23 protein-coding genes are annotated in these 23,634 nt (G+C 69.4%); 7 read left to right on the top strand and 16 right to left on the bottom strand.

Translation table 11 applies throughout. The annotated features are described in order from the left end of the window. Positions 1–56 precede the first annotated feature (56 nt). From AB0F88_RS22260 to AB0F88_RS22245, 4 genes are all read left to right on the top strand, one after another. Complete coding sequence (locus tag AB0F88_RS22260) at positions 57–1,007, top strand: single-stranded DNA-binding protein (RefSeq protein ID WP_362686997.1); 951 nt, start codon at positions 57–59, stop codon at positions 1,005–1,007. An 820-nt stretch (positions 1,008–1,827) separates the two neighbouring features. Next, on the top strand, positions 1,828–3,126 hold the full coding sequence (locus AB0F88_RS22255; RefSeq protein ID WP_362686994.1) for a GGDEF domain-containing protein: 1,299 nt from the start codon (positions 1,828–1,830) through the stop codon (positions 3,124–3,126). 60 nt (positions 3,127–3,186) lie between these two features. After that, positions 3,187–4,851 (top strand): energy-dependent translational throttle protein EttA, encoded by a 1,665-nt coding sequence (gene ettA, locus AB0F88_RS22250; RefSeq protein WP_362686991.1) that lies wholly within the window; start codon positions 3,187–3,189, stop codon positions 4,849–4,851. Between the two features lie 223 nt (positions 4,852–5,074). Continuing rightward, the gene (locus AB0F88_RS22245) at positions 5,075–5,467 is read left to right on the top strand and encodes a thioesterase family protein (protein ID WP_362686988.1); all 393 of its coding nucleotides are present in this window, start codon (positions 5,075–5,077) and stop codon (positions 5,465–5,467) included. A gap of 284 nt (positions 5,468–5,751) precedes the next feature. On the opposite strand, the gene AB0F88_RS22240 is transcribed toward AB0F88_RS22245, so the two are convergent. The 4 genes from AB0F88_RS22240 to AB0F88_RS22225 all read right to left on the bottom strand — a co-directional run bounded on the left by AB0F88_RS22240 (position 5,752) and on the right by AB0F88_RS22225 (position 9,742). Next, positions 5,752–7,287, bottom strand: a complete 1,536-nt coding sequence (locus AB0F88_RS22240; protein WP_362686985.1) for a glycoside hydrolase family 13 protein — start codon at positions 7,285–7,287, stop codon at positions 5,752–5,754. Positions 7,288–7,533: 246 nt separating this feature from the next. After that, positions 7,534–7,932: a globin gene (locus AB0F88_RS22235; protein ID WP_362686982.1), complete on the bottom strand. Its 399-nt coding sequence runs from the start codon at positions 7,930–7,932 to the stop codon at positions 7,534–7,536. 19 nt (positions 7,933–7,951) lie between these two features. Continuing rightward, positions 7,952–8,827: a mechanosensitive ion channel family protein gene (locus AB0F88_RS22230; protein WP_362687811.1), complete on the bottom strand. Its 876-nt coding sequence runs from the start codon at positions 8,825–8,827 to the stop codon at positions 7,952–7,954. A 630-nt stretch (positions 8,828–9,457) separates the two neighbouring features. After that, positions 9,458–9,742: a hypothetical protein gene (locus AB0F88_RS22225; protein WP_362686979.1), complete on the bottom strand. Its 285-nt coding sequence runs from the start codon at positions 9,740–9,742 to the stop codon at positions 9,458–9,460. A gap of 370 nt (positions 9,743–10,112) precedes the next feature. Between AB0F88_RS22225 and AB0F88_RS22220 the strand changes: the two genes are divergently transcribed. Both AB0F88_RS22220 and AB0F88_RS22215 read left to right on the top strand, forming a co-directional pair. Continuing rightward, positions 10,113–11,654, top strand: a complete 1,542-nt coding sequence (locus tag AB0F88_RS22220; RefSeq protein WP_362686976.1) for an XRE family transcriptional regulator — start codon at positions 10,113–10,115, stop codon at positions 11,652–11,654. Next, complete coding sequence (locus AB0F88_RS22215) at positions 11,651–12,145, top strand: GNAT family N-acetyltransferase (protein ID WP_362686973.1); 495 nt, start codon at positions 11,651–11,653, stop codon at positions 12,143–12,145. The genes AB0F88_RS22220 and AB0F88_RS22215 overlap by 4 nt, the downstream gene beginning before the upstream one ends. 290 nt (positions 12,146–12,435) lie before the next feature. Here the strand turns inward: AB0F88_RS22215 and AB0F88_RS22210 are convergent, their stop codons facing one another. Next, positions 12,436–12,894: an NUDIX domain-containing protein gene (locus tag AB0F88_RS22210; protein WP_362686970.1), complete on the bottom strand. Its 459-nt coding sequence runs from the start codon at positions 12,892–12,894 to the stop codon at positions 12,436–12,438. 176 nt (positions 12,895–13,070) lie between these two features. On the opposite strand from AB0F88_RS22210, the gene purU reads away from it, so the two are divergent. Next, the gene (gene purU / locus AB0F88_RS22205) at positions 13,071–13,925 is read left to right on the top strand and encodes a formyltetrahydrofolate deformylase (protein ID WP_362686967.1); all 855 of its coding nucleotides are present in this window, start codon (positions 13,071–13,073) and stop codon (positions 13,923–13,925) included. 179 nt (positions 13,926–14,104) lie between these two features. Here the strand turns inward: purU and AB0F88_RS22200 are convergent, their stop codons facing one another. From AB0F88_RS22200 to AB0F88_RS22150, 11 genes are all read right to left on the bottom strand, one after another. Continuing rightward, entirely contained in the window at positions 14,105–14,494 is a 390-nt protein-coding gene (locus AB0F88_RS22200; RefSeq protein WP_362686964.1) for a hypothetical protein, read from the bottom strand. Between the two features lie 28 nt (positions 14,495–14,522). Then, positions 14,523–15,605: a hydrogenase expression/formation protein HypE gene (gene hypE / locus AB0F88_RS22195; RefSeq protein ID WP_362686961.1), complete on the bottom strand. Its 1,083-nt coding sequence runs from the start codon at positions 15,603–15,605 to the stop codon at positions 14,523–14,525. A gap of 206 nt (positions 15,606–15,811) precedes the next feature. Then, positions 15,812–16,939 carry a hydrogenase formation protein HypD gene (gene hypD / locus AB0F88_RS22190; protein ID WP_362686958.1) on the bottom strand — a complete coding sequence of 376 codons (1,128 nt, stop codon included), beginning with the start codon at positions 16,937–16,939 and terminating at the stop codon, positions 15,812–15,814. Between the two features lie 6 nt (positions 16,940–16,945). After that, complete coding sequence (locus AB0F88_RS22185) at positions 16,946–17,197, bottom strand: HypC/HybG/HupF family hydrogenase formation chaperone (protein WP_362686955.1); 252 nt, start codon at positions 17,195–17,197, stop codon at positions 16,946–16,948. Further along, positions 17,172–17,564 (bottom strand): hydrogenase maturation nickel metallochaperone HypA, encoded by a 393-nt coding sequence (locus tag AB0F88_RS22180; RefSeq protein ID WP_362686952.1) that lies wholly within the window; start codon positions 17,562–17,564, stop codon positions 17,172–17,174. The genes AB0F88_RS22185 and AB0F88_RS22180 overlap by 26 nt, the downstream gene beginning before the upstream one ends. Before the next feature lie 324 nt (positions 17,565–17,888). After that, positions 17,889–18,392, bottom strand: a complete 504-nt coding sequence (locus tag AB0F88_RS22175) for a hydrogenase maturation protease (protein WP_362686949.1) — start codon at positions 18,390–18,392, stop codon at positions 17,889–17,891. Further along, positions 18,389–19,834 (bottom strand): hypothetical protein, encoded by a 1,446-nt coding sequence (locus AB0F88_RS22170; protein ID WP_362686946.1) that lies wholly within the window; start codon positions 19,832–19,834, stop codon positions 18,389–18,391. Before AB0F88_RS22170 ends, AB0F88_RS22175 begins: the two co-directional genes overlap by 4 nt. Next, positions 19,831–20,463, bottom strand: a complete 633-nt coding sequence (locus AB0F88_RS22165; protein WP_362686943.1) for a DUF6084 family protein — start codon at positions 20,461–20,463, stop codon at positions 19,831–19,833. The genes AB0F88_RS22170 and AB0F88_RS22165 overlap by 4 nt, the downstream gene beginning before the upstream one ends. After that, positions 20,456–21,148: a DUF5947 family protein gene (locus AB0F88_RS22160; RefSeq protein WP_362686940.1), complete on the bottom strand. Its 693-nt coding sequence runs from the start codon at positions 21,146–21,148 to the stop codon at positions 20,456–20,458. The genes AB0F88_RS22165 and AB0F88_RS22160 overlap by 8 nt, the downstream gene beginning before the upstream one ends. After that, positions 21,145–21,813: a NifU family protein gene (locus AB0F88_RS22155; protein WP_362686937.1), complete on the bottom strand. Its 669-nt coding sequence runs from the start codon at positions 21,811–21,813 to the stop codon at positions 21,145–21,147. Before AB0F88_RS22155 ends, AB0F88_RS22160 begins: the two co-directional genes overlap by 4 nt. Before the next feature lie 39 nt (positions 21,814–21,852). Continuing rightward, a complete protein-coding gene (locus AB0F88_RS22150; RefSeq protein ID WP_362686934.1) occupies positions 21,853–23,634 on the bottom strand; it encodes a nickel-dependent hydrogenase large subunit in 1,782 nt (593 codons plus the stop codon).

Below are 23,634 nucleotides of genomic sequence, written 5' to 3'. Positions count from 1 at the left end.
CCGGGCCATCGTGTCCTCATGCCGCCGGCACTCAGCCGGCTCTCATGGGAGGCACGATGAACGACATCTACGTCACGCTGACCGGTAACGTCGCGGCCCCGCCGCGCCAGCACACCTTCCCCGACGGCTCCCGGGTGACCTCGCTCAAGATCGCCTCAACGAGCCGTTACTTCGATCGCGAGAACCAGCAGTGGCGCAACGGTGAGACGACCTACTTCGGCGTCCGCTGCTTTCGCGGGCTGGCCGACAACGTCGCGCAGTCGGTCCATCTGGGCCAGCCGGTCGTGGTCCAGGGGCGGCTGCGGATCCGCGAGTTCGCCCACGAGGGGGAGCGCCGGTTCATGCCCGAGGTGGAGGCCAACTCGCTCGGTCACGACCTGCGTTGGGGGCTCGGGAGTTTCACCAAGCCGCAGCGCGGCGGGCCGGTCGCGGCTCTCGGCAGCGCGGAGCGGATCGAGCTCGACCGGGAGACCTCCGACTGGGCGATGAGCGGCGGCGCCCCCGTCGCGGCCGGAGCCGTCGGTGCCCTGCCCCTGCTGAAGACCGGCTCCGACGACTCGAAGGCCGGCCTCGACGACGAGACGTCCACGCCGCGCGAGACGGAGATCACGCCGGGCGGTGAGGCGGCCGGAGGCGATGCGATGCCCGGGGACATCACGCATCCCGAGGGCATCGCCCATTCCGGAGACATCCTCGAGCCCCGGGACGCCATCGATCTCCGGGACGCCGTCTACCTCCAGGAGGGCGTCGATTCCGGAGAGGCCGCAGGGGTTCCGCCGCGCGGGGCGGATCACGAGGCCGCCGGGAAGGAACCGGCTGAGGGAGAGACCACGGCGAGGCGGGGAAGGGCGGGCAAGAGCACGCCGACGAGGCGGCAGGACGCGGCGGGCAGGAGAAGCTCGGGCGCGGGGGAGGAGATGGCCGGGGGTGTGCCGGGTGCGATGAGGACCCGCCCGGATGCGAGCGATGAGACGCCCTGGCCCATGAGGGAGAGCGTGGCGGCCTGAGCCACTTTCCACCGGGAGGCCCGGGCGGCGGGCCTCCCGGTGGACCGGTGTTCAAGCCTGGAGCACGGGCGTGGGCAGCGTTCGAGGTGAAGCCGAAACGAGCGAGAGGTCGATGCCGGACGGGGCCGGACCAGAGGGTGAGCGCGGGCCCGTCCGGAGGGCTGAGCCCCGGTTCGGGCAGGGGCGATGCTGGTTCGGGGAGGGGCTGATGCCGGTTCGGGCGGGAGCTGGGCGGGGGCGGATGACCGCGAATCGGAGGAGAGCGGGAAGGACCAAAAGGGCCGGAAATACAGGAAGGAGGCGGGGCAGTACCGGAGGGGGACGATGCGGTACCGGAGGGAGGCGGGGCGGAGGAGAGGAACAGGGAGAGGCGGGAGAACCGGGGAGGAGGGACAGGGAGGGCGGGGACGGGGTTTTTGCCCGGGAAGAGTGTCTGAGGGAGCAGGGCCTTCAGCGTCTGGGGGAACAGGGGCCTCAGCGTCTGACGGAGTAGGGGCCTCGCGGAGAGGGGTCCTGGTGCGGGCGGAGTGAGGGGGCATCGGCCGGACGCGGTCGGTGTCTCGCCGCGACAGCGCGGTGACGCCGAGATAACCGGCCGATGGTCTTGCCCGTGTCAGATGCCGAGACACCTGTTAGGTCCAGGTCACGCCCCGCAGCATGGCTTGCTCCTTTCCCACACGGCCCGCTCGCGAGCGAGCGGTTTCCAAGTCGTGGGTCAACCGGTGGGCTGACTCACTCTGCCAAAGGTAGCGGTTACCATCGCGCGTCGCACACTCCGCAACTATTGTGTTACACATCGTTAGTCGGAGAGGGGGACGACATGGCGGCTCCCAGTCACACCTCGGTCAAACCGCGCGACGGCATGACACCCTTGGTCGATCGGTGGCCCCTGCTGGGGCAGCGTCGCCCGCTGGTCGGCTACCTCTGCGGGCTGGTGGTGCTGGATCTCGCCGCGATCGTGTTCTTCTCGATATCCGGTGTTTTCCGCTGGTCCGATGTGCTGACCTTCACCGCGCTGATGGCGTGCGGAGCCGTGTGCATCGAGGCGACCCGGAGACTCGGCATGCCCGCGGGGGTCTACCGTGATCTGCTTTCCGCCTGGTGGCTGCCCGCCGCGCTGCTCCTCCCGCCCCTCTACGCGCTCCTGGCGCCCATCCCTCTCCAGTTCCTGTTACAGAGGCGGGTGCGCGCGACGGTGGTCTACCGGCGGGTCGTCAGCTCCGCGGCGATCGGCCTGGCCGGATGCACGGCCTCCCTGCTCTTCCACGCCGCGGTCGGCGACCTGAACGCGCTGACCAGAGGTGAGGAAGGGCCGATCCTGGTGGCCATCGGCTGCGCGGTCCTGTTCACGGTGATCAACACCGCGCTGATCGCCGTCGCCGCGCACACCGCCGACCCCGACAGCCGCTGGCGGGAGGTCCTGTGGAACCGGGAGAACCTGCTCCTCGACGTCGTCGAGCTCTGTCTCGGCGTCCTCGTCTCCATCACCTGCGGGCTCAACCTGGCCCTGCTGGTCCTGGCGCTGCCACCGGTGGTGCTGCTGCAGCGCAGCCTGCTGCACGCCCAGCTCCAGGCGGCGGCCCGCACCGATCTGAAGACAGGCCTGCTGAACGCCGCGGCCTGGCAGCGGGAGGCCGACACCGAGATCGTCAGGGCGCGTCGCACGGGGGAGACGCTCGCGTTGCTGATCGTCGACATCGACCATTTCAAGAGGGTCAACGACACCTACGGCCACCTGATCGGCGATCAGGTGCTCGTCGGGGTGGCCGACACCATACGCAGCCAGCTGCGCGACTACGACGTGGTGGGCCGGTTCGGCGGTGAGGAGTTCGTCGTCCTGCTGCCCAGGGCCGACGTGACCGAGGCCCGCAGGGTCGCCGAGCGGTTGCGCTCCCGGGTGGGACGGATGGCGGTTCCCGCCGACGAGAACATGATCACCGTGACCATCTCGGTCGGTGTCGCGATCATGAGTGTGCACGGAGACGACCTGATCGAGCTGCTCGCCGCCGCCGACCTCGCTCTTTACCGGGCGAAGGAGCTCGGCCGCGACCAGATCTGCCTGCCCGCCACCGTCGTGCCCCCGGCCCGCCGGCCAGGATCCGATGCCACTCCCGGCTGAACTCCCGGACGCTATCCGAGGCCGCCCCTAGCTGAACTCCCCAGGCCCTAAACTAAAGGCATGCCGGAGTACATCTACACACTGCAGCGCGTGCGCAAGGCGCACGGTGACAAGGTCGTCCTTGACGACGTGACGCTGTCGTTCCTGCCGGGCGCCAAGATCGGTGTCCTGGGCCCCAACGGCACCGGAAAGTCGACGCTGCTGAAGATGATGGCGGGCCTGGAGCAGCCGTCCAACGGCGACGCCCGGCTCATGCCCGGCTTCACCGTCGGCATGCTTCAGCAGGAGCCCCCCCTCAACGAATCCAAGACCGTCCTCGGCAACGTCGAAGAGGGTGTCGCCGAGACCAAGGCGATGCTCGACCGCTTCAACGAGATCGCCGAGCTGATGGCCACCGACTACAGCGACGAGCTCCTCGACGAGATGGGCAAGCTCCAGGACGCCCTCGACCACCGCAACGGCTGGGATCTCGACAGCCAGCTGGAGCAGGCGATGGACGCCCTTCGCTGCCCCCCGCCGGACGCCGAGGTCACCCAGCTCTCCGGTGGCGAGCGCCGCCGGGTCGCCCTCTGCAAGCTGCTCCTGGAGCAGCCCGATCTGCTGCTGCTCGACGAGCCCACCAACCACCTCGACGCCGAGAGTGTCCAGTGGCTCGAGTCGCACCTGGAGAAATACCCGGGCACCGTCCTGGCCGTCACCCACGACCGCTACTTCCTGGACAACGTGGCCAACTGGATCCTGGAGCTCGACCGCGGCCGCTGCCACCCCTACGAGGGCAACTACTCCACCTACCTGGAGGCCAAGGCGGCGCGGCTCAAGCTCGAGGGCCAGAAGGACGCCAAGCGCAAGAAGCGCCTGGAAGAGGAGCTGGTGTGGGTCCGCTCCAACGCCAGGGCCCGCCAGACCAAGAGCCGGGCGCGTCTGGAGCGTTACGAGGAGATGGCCGCCGAGGCCGACAAGCACCGCAAGCTCGACTTCGAGGAGATCCAGATCCCGCCGGGCCCGCGTCTGGGCACCACGGTCATCCGGGCCGAGAAGCTCACCAAGGGCTTCGAGGACCGCGTCCTGATGGACGGCCTCTCCTTCGACCTGCCGCGCAACGGCATCGTCGGCATCATCGGCCCGAACGGCGTCGGAAAGACGACCCTGTTCCGCATGATCACCGGCAGCGAGACGCCCGACGGCGGCGAGATCGTCCTCGGTGACACCATCAAGCTCTCCTACGCCGACCAGAGCCGGGGAGGGATCGACCCGAAGAAGAACGTCTGGGAGGTCGTCTCCGACGGGCTCGACTACATCAAGGTCGGCCAGGTCGAGATGCCGTCCCGTGCCTACATCGCCGCGTTCGGGTTCAAGGGCCCGGACCAGCAGAAGAAGGCGGGCATCCTGTCCGGCGGAGAGCGCAACCGGCTCAACCTGGCGCTCACCCTCAAGCAGGGCGGCAACGTGCTGCTGCTCGACGAGCCCACCAACGACCTCGACACCGAGACGCTCTCCAGCCTGGAGAACGCGTTGCTGGAGTTCCCCGGCTGCGCGGTCATCACCTCGCACGACCGGTGGTTCCTCGACCGCATCGCGACCCACATCCTCGCCTGGGAAGAGGGCTCGAACTGGTTCTGGTTCGAGGGCAACTACGCCGACTACGAGAAGAACAAGATCGAGCGCCTGGGTGCCGACGCGGCCCGGCCGCACCGCGTCACCTATCGCAAGCTCACCCGCGACTGATCCCGCTCCCGGAGACCACTCTGGTCTCCGGTCCGGGGCACCACACCTGACAGGGGCCCGCCCGCGACGGGTGTGGCCCGGGTCCGGTGTGGTCCGGTCGTGACAGGCCACGCTTCCGACGAGCCCCCGATGCCCCGCCGTACGGCGGGCACCGGGGGCTCGCTACGGTTCTGGTGTGTTCGGACAGAGAATCGCGGACGGCGTCGGCCGTGGTCATCGGCATGTGTTTCCCAGGTCCGTCAGGTTCGCCGACATCGACTCGCTGGGACACGTCAACAACGTGCGGTTTCTCGACTATCTGGAGGACGCGCGGCTGGCGCTGTTCCATGTCGACCCCCACCGCGAGGGCAACGAGCCGTTCAAGGGGCTCGTGATCGCCCGGCACGAGGTCGACTATCTGCGTCCCCTCACCTTCCGCCCGGATCCGGTCCGGGTGGAGTCGTGGGTGACGGAGGTCCGGCCGGTGCGGTTCACCCTCGCGTACGAGATCCGCGACGATGAGGAGATCTTCGTCAAGGCCCGCTCGGTGCTCGTGGCCTACGACGTGGAGAGGGCCTCCCCCCGACGGTTGAACCAGGATGAGCTCGCCTACCTGGACCGGTTCACCGGGGCCTGAGACCTCAGGCCTGAGGGCGGGGGACAGGGAGCGGGGTGAGGGTCGGAGGCATGCGACATCCGCCCTTGGAGCGCCTGCCGTTCCTCCTCACGGAGCGGCCCGTCACCCTCACGGCGCGTCCGTCGGCCCGCCCGTGGTGTGCTGGTCTGTCCGGTGCGTGGCGCCTGCCCGCCCGTGGTGTGCTGGTCTGTCCGGTCATGGCACCTGCTCACCCGTGGCGCGCTCCGTCTGTCCGGTGCGCGGCGGTCCGTCCGTGACGGGCGGACCGCCGCGCACCGGGAGCCTCAGGCGTCGGGGGTGTACAGCCAGACCGCGGTGTCCGGCAGGAGCAGGTGACCGTCCACCGGGGCGCTGCCGATCAGGACGCGGTCGTGCGGCGGCAGCTGCACCGACTCGGAACCGCAGTTGATGACACAGGTCAGGGGGCCTCGGCTGAAGATGAGGGCGTCCTCGGGGGCGTCCAGCCAGGTGATCTCGTCGGGCAGCGTGCCGCGCAGCTCGCGGCGGGCGCGCAGGGCCTCCTGGTAGAAGCTCAGCGTCGAGCCCGGATCGTTCGCCTGACGCTCGGCGGAGAGCACGACCCACTCGACCGGCTGGGGCAGCCAGGGCCGTGTCCCTTCGGGCGAGAAGCCGTAGGGCTGGGCCACGCCGGACCAGGGGAGGGGGACCCGGCAGCCGTCACGGCCGGGCAGCTCTCCCTTGGAGCGGGCGAAGATGGGGTCCTGGCGGGCCTCCGGGGGAAGATCCTTCACCTCGGGGAGGCCTAATTCCTCCCCCTGGTAGAGATATGCCGAGCCCGGTAGGGCGAGCATGGCGAGCAGGGCCGCCCGGGCCCGGGAGAGGCCCGTCGTGGAGTTGGTCAGGCCGTTGCCGTAGCGGGTCACGTGGCGGACCACGTCGTGGTTGGAGAGCACCCAGGTGGGAGCGGTCACGGCGGCCAGCGTGTCATCGATGATCTTCTTGAACGCGGGCCCCGACCAGGGCGCCTCCAGCCAGGCGAAGTTGAAGCTCTGGTGCAGCTCGTCGGGGCGGACGTACAGCGCGAGATCCTCGGCGGAGTCGGTCCAGACCTCGCCGATCGCCATCCGCTCGCCCTCGTAGGAGTCGAGCACCTTGCGCCAGTCGCGGTAGACCTCGTGCACCTCCGGCTGCCCCCAGATCGGCGACACGGCCTTGAACGCCTGTCCCTCCGGAGGGGTGTCCGGCAGCCCGTCGGCCTTGTACAGGCCCATCGCCACGTCGATCCTGAACCCGTCCACCCCCCGGTCGAGCCAGAACCGCAGCACGTCCAGGAACTCGGAGTGCACCTCGGGGTTGCGCCAGTTGAAGTCGGGCTGCTCCGGGGCGAAGAGGTGGAGATACCACTGCCCGTCGGGTGTCCTGGTCCAGGCCGGGCCGCTGAAGGTCGACTGCCAGTTGTTGGGCGGCAGGTCGCCGCCGTCGCGGAAGACGTAGCGGTCACGTCCCTCGCCCCGCAGCGCGGCCTGGAACCACTCGTGGGCGGAGGAGCTGTGGTTCGGAACGATGTCGACGATCACTCGCAATCCGAGCCTGTGCGCCTCGGAGACGAGCTCGTCGAAGTCGGCGAGTGTGCCGAAGAGCGGGTCGACGTCGCGGTAGTCGGCCACGTCGTAGCCGCCGTCGGCCATGGGAGAGCGGTAGAAGGGGGTCAGCCAGATCGCGTCCACGCCGAGTTCGGCGAGGTACGGCAGGCGCTGCCTGATGCCGGGCAGATCGCCGACGCCGTCTCCGGAGGCGTCGGCGAAGCTGCGAACGTAGATCTCGTAGACGACGGCGTCACGCCACCAGGGGGTTTCCATGTGCATGGGTTGCCCCCGCTCGGTGGTGTTTATGCGTCGCGACCCCCGGCCGTGCGGCGTTTGTGCGTGGAGGGCGTCGATCATGCGGTGGTCCGCGTGTCGTGAACCCCGATCATGCGGTGGTTCGCGTGTCGTGAACCCCGATCATGTGGTGGTCCGCGCGCCGGGGTCCCCGGCCATGTGGTGATGGCGGGGACCCTGATCATGCGGTGGTCTGCGTGCCGGGGACCCCGACCGCGTGGTGGTTCACGCGTCGGGGGCGTTGACCATGCTGTGCGCCGCGTACACGAGGTAGTCCCAGAGACGCTTTTCCAGATCGTCGGGGAGCTCCAGGGAGATCACCGCGTCGTGCATGCGCCGGAGCCAGGCGTCGCGCTCGACCGAGCGGATGACGAACGGGTTGTGCCGCATCCGCAACCGGGGGTGGCCGCGCTGCGTGCTGTAGGTGTTGGGACCGCCCCAGTATTGGATGAGGAACAGGCGGAACCGTTCCTCGGCGCCTTCGAGGTCGTCCTCGGGGTACAGCGGCAGGAGGATCGGGTCGGCCGCCACTCCCTGGTAGAAGTGGTGCACTAGACGCCTGAAGGTCTCCTCGCCGCCGACGGCGTCGTAGAAGGACTGAGGTTCCTCGGGGGTAGCGGACACGTCTCCAGCCTAATTGACGTCAGGCTGCGATCGTGATGTCGGCTCGGTCGAGGGCGGACTTGATCCGAAGGCGCAGCTCGCGGGCGACCTCCGCCTGGCGGGAGGGGATGGTCTTGGCGCTGACCCGGAAGATGATGGCGGTGTCGGAGATCTGCTCGATGCCCCAGACCTGCGGTTCCTCGACGATGATCGAGTCGCGGAAGGCGGGCTCGTTCCACATGTCGTCGGCGACCTCCTTGAGCAGATCGCGGACCACGGGGATCTCGGAGGCGTAGGCCACCGGCACGTCGACCGTGGCGCGCGACCATCCCTGCGACTCGTTGCCGACCCGGGTGATCGTGCCGTTGCGGATGTACCAGACCCGGCCGTCGGCGTCGCGCAGGCGGGTGATGCGCAGGGTGACCGCCTCCACGGTGCCGACCGCGGCGCCCGCGTCGATCACGTCACCCACGCCGTACTGATCCTCCAGGAGCATGAACATGCCGGCGATGAAGTCCTTGACGAGCTCCTGGGCGCCGAAGCCGATCGCCACGCCCAGGATGCCGACGCTGGTCAGCAGGGGGGCGATGGGGACGGAGAGGCGTTCGAGGACGGTCAGCACGGCGGTGCCCAGGATGATGATCGAGGCGATGTGCCTGAGCACCGAGCCGATGGTCTCGGCCCGCTGCCTGCGCCGCTCGGCCACGATCGCGTCGAGGCCCTCGGGCGTGACCGTCTCCCTGCCGCGCAGCCGCCCCGCCAGGGACGCGCGCTCGGTGGAGGCCCTGCGCACCACCCGGCCGATCAGCCGGTGCGCCACGTTGCGCAGGATCAGCGCGATGACCACGACCAGCGTGATGGCGATCAGGCCCGCGATCACGGGGGCCACCCAGTCGACGGCCGCGGGCACGAGCATCTTCACGAAGTCGCAGACTACCCCGCCGCCGTCCCCGCATCCCCGTGTTAAGCCCGCGCTCGCGTCGAGAAGATTCTCGACGACGACTCCCGGACCTGAGGTCGGGGTGACGCTGGGGGTGGGGGCGGGCGTGGGGGAAAGCAGGAACACGGAGTGGATCCCTCTCGGATCGGATCGACCGGCAGACCGGATGAGTCATGCGACCCACCCATATTGCCGATCGAACCGGCCTCCGTCACATCACGCCGGGGAAGACGGGGACATCCTGGTCTAGGGCCGCGGGGGCGGACCCGGATGCCCCGGTGACGGGTGGCCCGGGCGGGACACGCACCCGGAAGCGTGTCCCGTGCCGTTCCCGAAAGGGATCCCTCCGGTCACCGCCCGGACGAGATGTCGGGCGGCAGCCTGTGCTTTACAGCAGTTCGTGGGCTTCGGCTCGCGAGAGCCTCCGCGTTCCGGCCGCGTTTTCGAAGTTTCCGCAGGTGGGAGTTCGCGCGTGTCGGCCGGACGATTCGGAGCCGGCGGGGTGCCCAGCGTCCGAGGACGCTCCGCACCGGTCACCCCGCCGACTCCGTCGAGCCGCGGCAGGCGCGGCACATCGGGCGGTGAAGGCCCGCTGTGCCGCTCACCTCACTCTCCTACCGCGGCGAGTACGCGTGCGACCTTGGTCGCGGCACCGGCGGGATCCTCCGCCGTGTGCATTCGTTCGCCCCAGGACCACCAGTAGTACCAATCCCGATGGCTGGGGGCGGCCTGCGCCCGGCAGGTGACGTTCTCCGCGAGGCTGGTCGCCTTCGGATTGATCACACGCACGAACGCACGGCCCGAGTGGGTCCGCACCACACGGGCGTGCAGCCCGCGGCAGTCAAGCTCCGTCACCAGCCGCTCAAGGTGCCGGAAATCGTCTTCACCCACCTCGTCCCTCCTCGTGGTCTCGGCTTGCCGGCACCGAATCGTGTTCGTTCGATCACGCTTACGGTGCTGCTCGCCAAAGATGACTCACGGTGGCCCTACGGGTCAATTCGGGGAAAACCCAGTTCAGGGTGGGCGATGTGCCAAGTAGGTTGAAAGAAACAGTCCCTCGGGGGACGATTCTTAGCCAGTGGCTTTATTAGTGTGTTCCGGATGAGTCAAACGTGGTCCATCATTCTCGGTAGGCGCAGTGCGACGGAAAGATCACACTGAGTCAAGGGAGAGAGGACCGGTCGGGACCAGTGTGCCAGCCAGCCCGGCCGGCCACGAGAGAGGGGCCGGTATGTCCGGCAGGCAGCACAGGGAGACAGAGTTGGCGCGGCAGGTCAGGGCCCGTGGCCTGGCCGCCGGGAAGTCCTCGGCGCAGATAGCCGAGGAAATCTACGAAAAGTGTAGTTCGCAATTCGGGACCACTCGGATTAAAGGTCACCGCCTCGCGCATGGTGTCGCTCTCGCGGACGTCATCGAACAGATACGGGCGCTGTTCGAACGCGACGGCAAGTCGGCCCCCGGCATCGGTGAGACGCTCCTGTCCGCGTACGAGAGCGGGCTGAAGCGGCCCGGTCCCGAATACCTGCACTACCTGTGCTCCGCCTACCGGGTCGAACCCGCCTCCCTCGGGTACGACGGCCCGTGCATCTGTGGCCACGGCCACAAGATGCCCGGTGTCGTCCGAGGTGATCTCCAGGATGGAAGACCCGACACTTCCCCTGGTCCGCGTGAGCTGCTGATCCAGCCGATCGGCGTCGATCATTCCGCGGACGGGGGTGAGGAGGACGAGAACGTGCTACGCAGGACGCTCTTACAGCTCCTGGCCGGCAGCGGCATCGCGCTGGACGGACAGGTGCTCGGATCGGTGGAGAGCATGCGCAGGAGGATGGACGACACGCTGGTCTCGGCCACCGTCTCGCCCGCGATGCTTGATCAGTGGGAGGAATCCACCATCGGCTTCGGCCGCCAGTACATGAACACCGCCCCGCTCAGGCTGCTGTGCGACGTGATGCTCGAATTCGGCGCGGTGCGCAAGGCCATGGAGCGGCGGCAACCGGTCGACCTGCAGGAACGGTTGTGCCGCATGGCGGCGCAGCTCGCCGGTCTGAGCGGCATGATCATGGTCAATCTCGGTGACCACAGGCTCGCCAGGTCCTTCTTCAGGACCGGCAGGACCGCGGCGGACGAGACCGGTGACCGGGCGCTGAGGGCGTGGGTCACGGCCAGGGAGGCCCTGGTCCCGCTCTACTACGGCGATCCGCGCGAGGCTCTCAACCTCGCCAAGAAGAGCCGTGACCTGGCCGGGCAGACGCCCTGCGCGGCCCAGGCGATGGCCCCGGTGGTCGAGGCCCGCGCGCTGGCGATGATGTCGGGCTCGGGCAAGAAGGACGTGGTCGACCAGGCGAAGCGGGCGCTGTCGAGGGCGAGGGCGGCTTTCTCCCAGATGACCGCCGCGGACCAGGACGACTCGACCTTCGGCTACACCGAGCGCCAGCTCTACTTCCACCAGGGAGACGCGCTGGTCAAGCTGGGACAGGCGATGGAGGCCGACCTCATCCTGGAACAGGCGCTCACCAAGTACGGTCCGACCGACTGGCTCGATCCGACCTTCATCAAGTTCGACCGGGCTCAGTGCAAGATCCTTGAGGGTGACGTGGACGAGGCGCTGGAGATCGCCCAGCGTACGGTCTCGGGTCTCGACGAGGCCTGCCGGCCCGACATCCTCATGCAGCGCGCTCACGAGGTGGGTAAACAGGTCGAGGTGAAGGCGCCCGACCATCCGAAGCTCAAGATCTACATGGAGTCGCTGCGCAGCCGCAGCGCGTCGACGGAGGATCCGGTGGCCGACAGGAGTGGCAGTTGAAGCCAACGCTTCGGCGTTATCGCTGGTCCGACCTCGAATCCGTCTGGGCGCTCCACCAGATATGCCTGGCCCAGGTCGGTCTCGCGCCGGGGGACGGCGTCTACTACGAGGACGACTTCCCGAGGATCCACGAGATCTACCTCGCCGACCGGGGTGAGTTCCTCGTGGGGGAGATGCCCGCCGGGCGCGTCGTCACGATGGGCGGTCTCCGCCGCGTCGACGACCAGACCGCCGAGATGTGCCGCATGCGGGTCCATCCGGAGTTCCAGCGTCGCGGTTTCGGCGCCCAGATGGTCCTCGCACTGGAGGCGCGGGCCGTCGAACTCGGCTATATACGCCTTCGTGGTGACACCACCCTGAATCAGCTCGCGGCGATGGAGCTCTATCGCAAGTTCGGATGGCGCGAGATTCGCCGGGAAGAGCGAGGGGGATGTGTGGTGATTTACGGAGAAAAAGACCTGGTAGCCGCTATGTCCTCTTTAACTCAATGATCTGAATTTTAGGTTGTTTTACTGCTAAGTGTTGCCTATTTCGTAGATGCGCGAATAATTGTTCTTCGTACCTACCGCTATTCTCTGGTGAGTGCGATGAAAAAGATCATTGTTCACAAAACCGGCGTGTCCAGGCTCGGTGGCGTCGCCAGCGCCATCCACAAGGGATGAGATTCTTCCCGGCCGGAAGAATCGGCTCTGACGGCCGCGGCCCTCGATCTGCGAGATCGAGGGCCGCGCGGGCTTTCACCCCTGTCCATTCGGTCCCGGCCGTCTCCGCCGGCCCCGGTTCACCCCAGCCGGATGATCCGGGAGACGACCTCCGGCAGGTCCGGGGGCTCCAGGAAGCCGGGGAGGTCGGCCATCTCCGCCGGTGAGAACCAGCCGGAGCCCAGGTAGGTGATGTTCTCCTCGGCGGTGAACGATCCCGCGCCCACCTCGGGGGTGTCCTCGAACCTGGCCAGATAGAACCGCTCGGTCTTGGCGTAGTGGACGCCGATCCAGTGGAACTCCCGGCGTACCGGCACCCACCGGTCCAGCACCGCCTCGCCCGGCAGGCCCGTCTCCTCCTCGAGCTCGCGCCGCGCGGCGTCGAGGGGGGTCTCACCCGGGTCGATCCCGCCGCCCGGCGGCTCCCACAGGGTCTGGCCCCCGACGGGGTCGCGCCAGTGCATGAGAAGCACCCGGCCGGCCCCGTCCACACAGATCACCCGGGCCGCGGGCCGGTCGTTCGGCTGAGGGTCGTCCATAGGCCAGGGACGCTACCACCGCCGTCACGTCCGCCGGTCTCACGCTTCCGGCGGCCTCGGCGCCTCCTGCCCGCCACCTGCCGGACCGCCGGGTGTGGCGGCGGGATTCGCTGTACTCTGCCCACGTCAGGTGGAAGCCTCGTACGATCCGACCTCTCAAGCTCAAGGGTGAAGGCATGACTTCCAGGGCCGAGTTTGTGTTGACGCTGTCCTGTCCGGACCGTCCCGGGGTGGTGGCCGCGGTCTCCGGTCTCCTGGCCGGGCGGGGATGCAACATCATCGAGAGTCAGCAGTTCGGTGACGTCGTGTCCGAGCGGTTCTTCATGCGGGTGCAGTTCGCCTCCTCGCTGCCCGACGGAGAGCTGCGCGAGGCCTTCGCCGCGCTCGCCCCCGAGTTCGGCATGGATTTCAAGCTGCGGGACGTCTCCATCAAGCCGCGCGTCCTGGTGATGGTCAGCAAGTTCGGTCACTGCCTGAACGATCTGCTCTACCGGATGCGCTCGGGCCTGCTCGACATCGAGATCGTCGCGGTCGTCTCCAACCACCCGGACCTGCGGCCGCTGACCCAGTCGTACGGCATCGACTACCACCACCTGCCGGTCACCTCCGAGACCAAGCCCAGACAGGAGGCGGAGGTCCTGACCCTGGTCGACCACTACCGGGCCGATCTGGTGGTGCTCGCCCGCTACATGCAGGTGCTGTCGGAAGACCTCTGCGTGAAGCTCGCGGGCAACGTGATCAACATCCACCACTCGTTCCTGCCGTCGTTCAAGGGTGCCAAGCCCTACCACCAGGCGCACTCCCGCGGCGTGAAGCTGATCGGCGCGACCGCGCACTACGTGACCGCCGACCTCGACGAGGGGCCGATCATCGAGCAGGAGGTCGCCCGGGTCAACCACACCCACTCCGCGGAGGACCTCGCCGCCATCGGCCGCGACGTCGAGTGCCAGGCCCTGGCGCGTGCCGTCCGCTGGCACACCCAGCAGCGCGTCCTGCTCGACGGCCACAAGACGATCGTCTTTCCGCGCTAGTGCGGTGATCGGGCGGTGTGTCCTGCTCGACGGCGACAGGGCGACGGTCTTTCCCCGCTGGTGCGGTGTCCTGTTCGACGGCGAGGAGACGGCGGTCTTTCCGCGCTGGTGCGGTGATCGGGCGGTGTCCTGCTCGACGGCGACGAGGCAACGGTCTTTTCCGCGTGCGCGGCGACCGGTCACCCCGGGCGCCGGCCGGGTTTCCGTGGGCTGACGCCGGTGACGTCCTCGGGATGGGAGACGCCGTAGGAGCGTCCCCTCTCGTCGGTGCCGACCTTCTCGCGGCCCCGTTCCTTCCTCCGGGAGGCGATCCTCTCGGCGCCTCGGTTCTCGCTGGTGCCGACGCCGAGGGGGGACCGGGCCTCGGTGTCGGTGGAGGGGACGCCCTCGCGCTCCGCGCCGGACACCACGCGGGGCGGTCCCTTGCCCTCCGGAGGGGGACCGAAGGCCAGGTCGCCCGACCGCACGACCTCCTCGCTCGCATGGCTCACGTCACGCGAGTGGCCGTGCTTCGCCTTCTCGCCCTTGCCGTTCCGGCGCTTGTGCTTGGATTCGTGTTTGTCGTTCATGTCCAGCACCTCTGGATTCGTTCGGTGGTCAGCAGATTCTCGGCAGCGGGTCGCCGACCAGCAGGTCGACGATGCGGGTGCCGCCGAAGGAGGTCCTGAGCAGGACCAGTCCCGGCGGGTCGTCGTTGATCCGCCCGATGATCGCCGCCTCGGCGCCGAGCGGGTGGGAGCGGAGGGCGGCCAGCGCCGTGTCGGCGGAATCCCCGGCCACCACCGCGACCATTCGCCCCTCGCAGGCGACGTAGAGCGGGTCGATCCCCAGCAGCTCGCAGGCTCCCCGTACGGCGGGACGGACCGGCACCGCGTCCTCGTCGAGGACGACGGCGACCCGCGAGGCCTCCGCTATCTCGTTGACGATCGTCGCCACCCCGCCCCGGGTCGCGTCGCGCAGGCAGCGCACCGTGCCGTTGCCGCCGTTGCCGTCGTTGCCGCCGTCCGCACCGCCGCCGCAGGCGTCCAGCAGCACGTCGACGAGGGTGTTGAGCGCGGCGGTGTCGGAGCACAGCTCGGCCTCGATGTCGAGTTCCCCGCGGGCGAGCATGACGGTGATCCCGTGCTCGCCGATCGGCCCCGACACGATGACCGCGTCCCCCGGCCGTGAGGAGGCGGCGCTCAGCCGGACGGGCCGGTCGAGCGTCCCGATGCCGGAGGTGGTGATGTAACAGCCGTCCGCCTTGCCCCGCTCCACGACCTTGGTGTCGCCGGTGACGATCCACACACCCGCCGCCCGTGCCGCCTCGGCCATCGAGGCGGTGACGCGCCGCAGGTCGGCGACCGGGAAGCCCTCTTCGAGGATGAATCCGGCCGAGAGGTAGCGGGGGCGGGCCCCGCACATGGCCAGGTCGTTGACGGTGCCGTTGACCGCGAGGTCGCCGATGTCGCCGCCCGGGAAGAACAGCGGCGTGACCACGAACGAGTCGGTGGTGAAGGCGAGCCCGTCGGCGACCGCGCCGTCCTCCAGAGGCGCCAGCATCGGGTTGCGGAACGACTCCAGGAACACCGCCTCGATCAGGGTGTGCGTGGCCTTGCCGCCCGCGCCGTGCGCCAGGGTGATGCGGTCCTCCCGTACGCGCGCCCCGCGCCGCCGCACCCGCTCGATCCGGTCCAGCACCTGCTGCTCCCGGTCCCGTGCACCTTCCCTCAGGTCCGGTACCCGGGCACGATCGTGTGCTTCCTCCGCCAGGTCCGGTACCCGGGCACGATCGTGTGCTTCCCGCCTCAGGTCCGGTGTTTGTCGCTCCCCGCCGCGTGATCCTGGCGGATCCATCTCCCGCACGCCGTGCTCCCCGCCCCGTCCGGTGCCGTCTTTTTCGCCGTTCACCTCCGGGTCGCCTCCTTGACGCGCTCGCGCGAGAACCGGCCGAAGTCGTAGTACGCCGCGCAGGCGCCCTCGGAGGACACCATGCACGTGCCGATCGGCGTCTCCGGGGTGCACGCGGTGCCGAACACCTTGCACTCCCAGGGTTTGAGCACTCCCTTGAGCACCTCGCCGCACTGGCACGCCTTCGGGTCGGCCACCCGCCCGCCCGGAATCCGGAAGATCCGTTCGGCGTCGAAGGCGGCGTACCGCTCCGCGATCCTGAGCGCCGACTGCGAGATGAAGCCCAGTCCCCGCCATTCGAAGTACGGCCGTAGCTCCATCACCTGGCCGATGACGCTCAGGGCCCTGGGGTTGCCGTCCCACGGGACCACCCGGGAGTACTGGTTCTCCACCTCGGAACGGCCCTCGGACAGCTGTACGAGGATGCGGTAGACCGTGTGCAGCACGTCCAGCGGCTCGAAACCGGCCACCACCATGGGCTTGCCGTAAGCGCGCGCGACGAACCCGTACGGCCGGCAGCCGATCACGGTGGAGACATGGCCCGGCCCGATGAACCCGTCCAGGCGCAGGTCGGGAGAGTCCAGGATCGCCTTGATGGCAGGGATGATCGTCACGTGGTTGCAGAAGACCGAGAAGTTCTCGATCCCCTCGGCCTCGGCGCGCAGGACCGTCATCGCCGTCGAGGGCGCGGTGGTCTCGAACCCGATGGCCATGAAGACCACGCGCCTGCCGGGGTTCTTCCTGGCGATCTTCAGGGCGTCCAGCGGGGAGTACACCATCCGGATGTCGGCTCCCCGCGCCTTGGCGTCGAGGAACGAGCCGTTCCCGCCGGGCACCCGCATCATGTCGCCGAACGACGTCATGATCACGTCCGGCTGCTCGGCGATGTGGATGGCGTCGTCCACCCGTCCCATGGGAATGACGCAGACCGGGCAGCCGGGACCGTGGACCAGGGTGACGGCCTCGGGCAGGTAGTCCTCCAGGCCGTGCTTGTAGATCGTGTGGGTGTGCCCGCCGCACACTTCCATGAACTTGTAGTCACGGCCGGGCTCGCACAGCGCGGCGATCCGCGTGGCGAGCATCCGGGCCTTGCCGGCGTCGCGGTACTCGTCGACGAAGCGCATCAGCCCTCACCCCTCTTCGATCATGGATTCTCGGAGGGCCGCGATCTCGTCCTCGTACGCCTGGCCGATGCTTTCGAGGAAGTCGAGCGCGGCCCTGGCCTCCCCCTCGTCGATCTTCGACATCGCGAACCCGACGTGGATGAGGATCCAGTCGCCGGGCATGACGCTCCGGTCCTCGAGCAGGCCGATGTTGATCGCGCGCTTGACGCCGCAGACGTCGACCATGGCCAGGTCAGGACGGTCCGGCAGGATTTCCACGATCTCGCCGGGAATTCCCAGGCACATGAGAGGCCTCCGCCATCTGGATGGATTCGAGGACGAGGCCGTCGCCGCCCTCGGTGTGGACATCGGTGTCGCCGCACCCCGCGCAGACGGCGAAGGGTTCGACGGAGGTGGACGTGCTCCCGCAGGAGCGGCAGGTCATCCGCACCGGGACGATGACCAGGTCCACATGGGCGTCCTCGGCCACGGACCCTTCGGAGATCGAGGAGAACGCCTGGTTGATCCCCGACTCCGTGACGCGGAGCAGGGCACCCGCGTGGACTCGCGCCCGTCGTACCCGCCTGCCGCCCGCCCGCTTCTCCACGGCGGTGAGGATCGCCTCGGCGATCCCGAACTCGTGCATGGTTGTTCCCTTTCGTCGCGCTTGGAATTCCTGTCGTTCCGGCGTGTGTGACCGGACGCGATCCGCCCGGCCCTGCTGTCCGAGCGGTCCGGGTGGTCCGGGCTGTCGGGGCTGTCGGGTGGTCCGGCGGCTTTACGGGCCCACCGGGTCGTGTTCCGTACCGGCGCGGCCCGTGGTCCGCCTGGTTCGCCGGGTCGCGCGTTTCCGGCTCTCCGGTGCGGGACCGCTACATGTTCCGCATCCTCAGATAGCGCTTGATGTCGGGGAGCGACTGGTAGACCAGTACGGCGACCCCCGCCAGCACAGCCCCGGCAAGCAGGCGTTTCAGCATGTCCGTTCCTCCTCGTGACCCGCGGCGCCGACGGCCGCCGTGATCTGTTGTCCCGCGAGCTCGGTGACCAGGTCCGCCGCCACGCCGACGGCGTCCGCGACCGGCGGGCTGAGCTCCATGCCCGGCGAGGTGTCGGCGGGCTGGCAGCCGACGAGCAGGACGCGGCCGGCCCCGCCGCCGAGCGTGCCCACCAGCGAGAGCACGCTCTCGGGTGTCATCGAGTGCGCGTCGACGAAGGATCCCGGCGCGCCGCCCGCCGACGGTTCGAGGACGTACAGGGTGCCGGGCGGGCCGTCGCGGGAGACCGCGTCGACCAGGATCGTGGTGTCGTACCGTCCGCCGGTCAGCTCGTACGCCAGGTGGATGCCCCGGATGCCGAAGTCCCTCACCTCGACCCCGCCGGGCAGGTCGGCACCGGCCAGGTGCCTGACCACCGCGACCCCGAAGCCGTCGTCGCCGAGGAAGACGTTTCCCACCCCGGCCACCAGGATCCTCACGCGCCCACCTCCCCGTCGGTGGCGGAACCGCCCGCCGGTGAGGCGTCCGTGAGCGGTTCGACCTCGTCGGGGGCGAAGTAGAGGAAGCGGCCGTGCGACCGGCGCAGGTCGGCACCCGGGTCGTCGTCGAGGGTGACGGCCAGGTGGTGGGCGCCGTCGAGGTCGAGGAGCACGGCCTCGACGTGGGCGGTCCTGCCGGCCAGGAACATGTCGTGGGCGTCGGCGCGCCGCCGGCCGGGCACCAGCCTGACCCTGCTGCCCCTGGAGACGGTCACCCCGGCGACCGTCACGCTGCCGGTCTCCGGGGAGACCGCCGCGTCACCCGCCGGATCCCACCAGGGCACGGGTGCGTCCTGGTGGCTCGGGGAGTCTCCGGTCTCCGGGGCCGCGGGGGGCTGCCGGTCGGTGCGGTCAGTGCGGTCGGTGGCCGCCTCCACCGAGCGGATCGCGCCGTGGAGCCGTTCCAGCAGTTCGGGCGGCATGTTGCCGACCATGTCGATGAGCTCGGTCACCCGGGGATCGGTCTCCCTGGCCTCCAGGGTCTCCTCGTCGGTGAGGGTGAGCGTGCGCAGGTGGAGCATCTCGTCGATCTCCGTGGAGTCGAACAGGGGGCCGGGGCTCTCCGGCGCGATGTCCGGGTGGTCGTAGAGGATGATCGGCGAGGAGAGCACGACGTCCCGGTGGCCGGGCTCGCCCACGAGTACCGGCCAGGTGTGCTCGTTGCGGCAGGTCTCCACGGCGGGCCGCGCCCATTCCGGTGGGTCGAGCAGCGAGACGAAGGCCCCGGCGGTCACCGCGATGAGCAGGTGCGCCGAGACCAGCGAGTGCCGCAGCGCCTGCTCGCGCGGCGCGCCCAGCGGCTGCCAGTCGTCGGTGTTCTCCACCCGGGCGCGCAGCTTGACCAGGTCGTACGGTCCGGGCACCAGCTCGGCGGAGATTCTGAGCGCGGCGTGCAGCGGCAGGTGCTCGGAGACGAGACGCCCTATCACCTCTCCGGACGGCGCCACGATCGGCTCGACCACGCGGTCTCCGGGAATGCGCACCTCGATCACCCGCTCGGGGGCGTCGAGCAGGCCGGCGATGGGGAGGGTCACCTCCGCCTCCCGCTCGGTCGCCTCGTCGAAGGTGAGATAGGTCCGGTGGCCGTTCCGCAGCTGCTGGACCGGCCAGTAGCCGTCGTCCTCGGCGCGCTCGACGCCGCGCGTCCTGACGTGCAGGAAGCGCAGGTTCAGGTGCGCCACGGCGTACGCGGCCCCTTCGAGCAGGCATTCGGTCACGCTGGCCGGATGCTCGGCGGTCGCGGTGAACCCCGGCGGGACGAGCACCCCGAACTGCCAGCGCACCTGGTTCTTGGTCGCCGAGGCGCGGTAGGGGTAGAGAAGGTAGCCCTCGTACAGCACCGCGTCCGCCACCCGGCGCGCGATGTCCATCGGAACGCTCATCGCCGCGTCTCCTTGAGCAGTAGTTCCAGGGTCTCGTCCCAGGTCGCCAGGGCGCGCCCGGACTTGAACCTGCTGAGTTCCCGCAGCGTGTCGCGGTGGAGCCGCAGCCAGCCCGAGTTCGGGAAGTAGCGGTCCATCAGCTCCCGCCACACTGCCACCGGCGGCCGGCAGCGGGCCTCGCGGTGCCACGGCACCTGGCTCACCGAGAAGCCGTCCCGCGCCCTGGCGAACACCGTGCCGCTGAAGAGCAGGACCATCGGGATCTCGCCGTCGTCCAGGGCGGCGAAATACCTGCCCGCCGACACCTCCAGGTCGTAACCGCACGGCACCGGTACGTCGATCTCGGTGCTTCCGGTGAACGCCGGGACCATGACGGAGACATCGGCGAACCGCAGGGGTCTCAGCGTGTCGCCCCATCGGGCCGGGTCCCCGAACAGGTCACCGAGCAGTTCCGCCTCGGTGTCGCCGTAGCGCCGCAGATGGGGCTCGACCCGGATCTGGCAGCGCAGCGCGATGGTGTGCACCCCGCCGGGGGAGGGGTCGGTGACGCGCAGCCGGAAGACCAGCGTCGGGAAGGCCGCGTACGCCTCCGCCCGCACGTCCACGCAGTCGAACGTGAGCTCATCCACCGCCGTCACCGCCGTCACCGCCGTCACCGCTGTTACCGCCGTCACCACCGGGGGCGGGCGGTACGGTGCGGCTGCGCTCGCGCAGGCCGGAGAGGAAACCCTCGATGGCCTCCCGCGCCTCCTGGCCGCCGTCGAAGCCCTTCCAGTGCAGCCGCACCAGGCCGACCAGCTCGTAGCAGGCGTCGATCGGCACCAGGTGGCAGGCGAAGCCGCCGTCGGGGCGGCGGTCCACCAGGAGCGCCTCCACGTCGGGCTGGACGTCGGCCATCGCCGGGTTGGCCGCCAGGACGCGCTCCCACGTCTCCAGCGGCAGTAGCGACTCGGTGGCCCCGGCCGGGCTCGGGTAGAACGCCACGGTCCGGTCCATCGCGGAGTTGCGGAAGAAGAAGGCCGTGCGGACCGGGATCTGCATCTCGTCCCAGTCGGCCGCGCCCAGCAGGAACCGCGGGGCGTGCAGGTAGCGTCGCGGGACGGCCCGGTAGCGTGCCCGGCCGGTCGTGTCGCGGGTGAACAGCAGGTGGCAAGCCCGGCAGGCGCACATGAGGCCCCGCCTCTCGACGTTCACGACATGGCCGTGGTCCTCGCCCGCGGGCGCCGCGCACAGCTCGCAGAGCGTCATCGGCGGCCCGCCGGACCGGCCCGTCCGAGGCGGCTCGCGGAACCTGCGCAGCCCGGTGGCCGTCACGGCGCCGGCTCCGAGACCGGTACCGGCACCGGCTCGGGGACGGCCTCCGGCCCCCGCCTCGACGCCGACGCCGACGCCGGTTCTGGTTCAGGTTCAGGTTCGGAGACCGGCGTCCGCTCGGGTACCGGGCACGGGCCGGGCGGGCGGCGCTGGATCTGGAGCACTCCCGGCCGGTCGCCGCTCACCCCCTCGACCTCCACCCGCGACACCTCGGGCGCCGCCCGGGCGATGGCCCGTTCGATGGCGTCGGTCACGGTGAGCCGCGAGGACGGGCAGCCGTGACAGGTTCCCTCCAGGCGGAGCCGCACGATCCCGTCCTCGTCCACGCCGAGCAGCTCCACGCCGCCCTCGTGCGACCCCAGGTAGGGGCGTACGGTGTCCAGCGCGTCGCGGACGCGTTCGGCCGTGCTCAGCGGGTGCAGGTCGTGCAGGACCAGCAGCCCGGCCACGAGCGGGTCGCCGACCATGCGGCCCAGCACCTCGGCGGCCCCGGCCTCGGTGACGATCTCGACGACGCGTTCCAGACCGGCGCCGTACAGCTCGACGAGGGCCCGTACGAGATCCTCGGCCTTGGCGCGCGTCACGGCGTCGCTCAGCGCGCCGAGGTCGGCGATCAGCGCCTCGACGCGATCGCCCGTCGCCCGGACGTCATGGGCTTGCGGCATCTGCCCGAGCCCCCTTTCCGGTGCCGGGAAACGGTCGGCTCACGTGGCGTCGAAGGCGTGGGGGGTGTGCACCCGGCGAAGTTCCTCGCCGCCGCCGAGGTACATGTGCACCCCGCACGGCAGGCACGGATCGAAGCTCCGCACGGTGCGCATGATGTCGATGCCCTTGAAGTCCGCGGGCGGGTTCTCCTCGAAGATCGGCGTGTTCTGCACCGCGTCCTCGTACGGTCCCGGCGTGCCGTGCACGTCGCGGACGCTGGCGTTCCAGGGCGTCGGCGGGTACGGGTGGTAGTTGGCGATCTTCCCGTTCCTGATCACCATGTGGTGGGAGAGCACGCCCCGCACGGCCTCGGTGAAGCCGCAGCTGATCGCCTCGTCGGGAACCGTGAACGGCTCCCAGGTCTGTGTGCGGCCCGCCCGCACCTCGGCCAGGCCCTGCTCGACGAAGTAGAGCGCGCACGCCGCCGCGTAGGCCTGGAAGTAGGTGCGGGCCCGGTTGCGCTCCAGGGCGTTGGACAGCGGCTGTCCCCGGAACTCGGGGATCTTCCACTCGAACGTCTTCTCCGGCCTCAGCGCCGTCTTCGGCAGGTTGATCTGCACGCTGTGGCCGGTGGACCTGACGTAGCCGATGTCGACCTTGCCGGACAGCGCCGTCGACCAGAGCCTGGCGATGGGCCCGCCGCCGGTGTCGAGCGCCAGCGCGTCCTCCCCGTCGAACCAGCGGGGCGACATGACCCAGCTGTACTTGTCGCTGAAGTCGCGTTTCTGCGGGTGGGGGATGGTGTGCTGGTTCCACGGGTGCCGGATGTCGACCGGGTTGCCCAGCGGGTCGTGGGTGACGAACGGCTCCTGGCCCTCCCAGTCGTCGTAGTAGGAGCTGCCCAGCAGGATCCGGATGCCGAGGTTGATGTCGACCAGGTCGTTGGTGATCAACTTGCCGTCGACGATCACCCCCGGCGTGACGTACATCTCGCGACCCCAGTGGCTCATGTTCCGGTAGGTGAAGTCGCAGTGCTCGGGGTTCTGGAAGCTTCCCCAGCAGCCGAGCAGCACCCGCCTGCGGCCGACCTCCTCGTAGCCGGGCAGCGCCTGGTAGAAGAAGTCGAACAGGTCGTCGTGCATGGGCACGACCCGCTTCATGAACTCCACGTAGCGCATCAGCCGGGTCAGGTAGTCGGTGAACAGCTGCACCGTCGCGACCGTGCCCACCCCGCCCGGGTAGAGCGTCGAGGGGTGGACGTGCCTGCCCTCCATGAGGCAGAACATCTCGCGGGTGAGGCGGCTCACCGCCAGCGCCTCGCGGTAGAACTCGCCTTCCAGCGGGTTCAGCGAGCGCATGATGTCGGCGATGGTCTTGTAGCCGTGGTCGCCCGCGTGCGGCGCCTCGGTGCGCTCGGCCATCGCCAGCACCCCGGGGTTGGTCTCGCGGACCATCTTCTCGCAGTAGTCGACCCCCACCAGGTTCTCCTGGTAGAGGTTGTGGTCGAACATGTACTCGGCGGCCTCACCGAGATTGAGGATCCACTCGCCCAGGGCCGGGGGCCGTACCCCGTACGCCATGTTCTGCGCGTAGACCGAGCAGGTCGCGTGGTTGTCGCCGCAGATCCCGCAGATGCGGCTGGTGATGAAGTGGGCGTCGCGCGGGTCCTTGCCCTTCATGAAGATGCTGTAGCCGCGGAAGATCGACGAGGTGCTGTGACACTCGGCGACCCGCCGGTTCTTGAAATCGATCTTGCAGTAGATGCCGAGACTCCCGACGATCCTGGTGATGGGGTCCCAGGCCATCTCCACGAGGTCGGGGTTCTGCTCCGATGTCGTCAT

The organism is Streptosporangium sp. NPDC023963, assembly GCF_040639135.1.
In the GTDB taxonomy this organism is placed as follows: domain Bacteria; phylum Actinomycetota; class Actinomycetes; order Streptosporangiales; family Streptosporangiaceae; genus Streptosporangium.
This window is presented reverse-complemented; position numbering and strand designations above follow the sequence as displayed.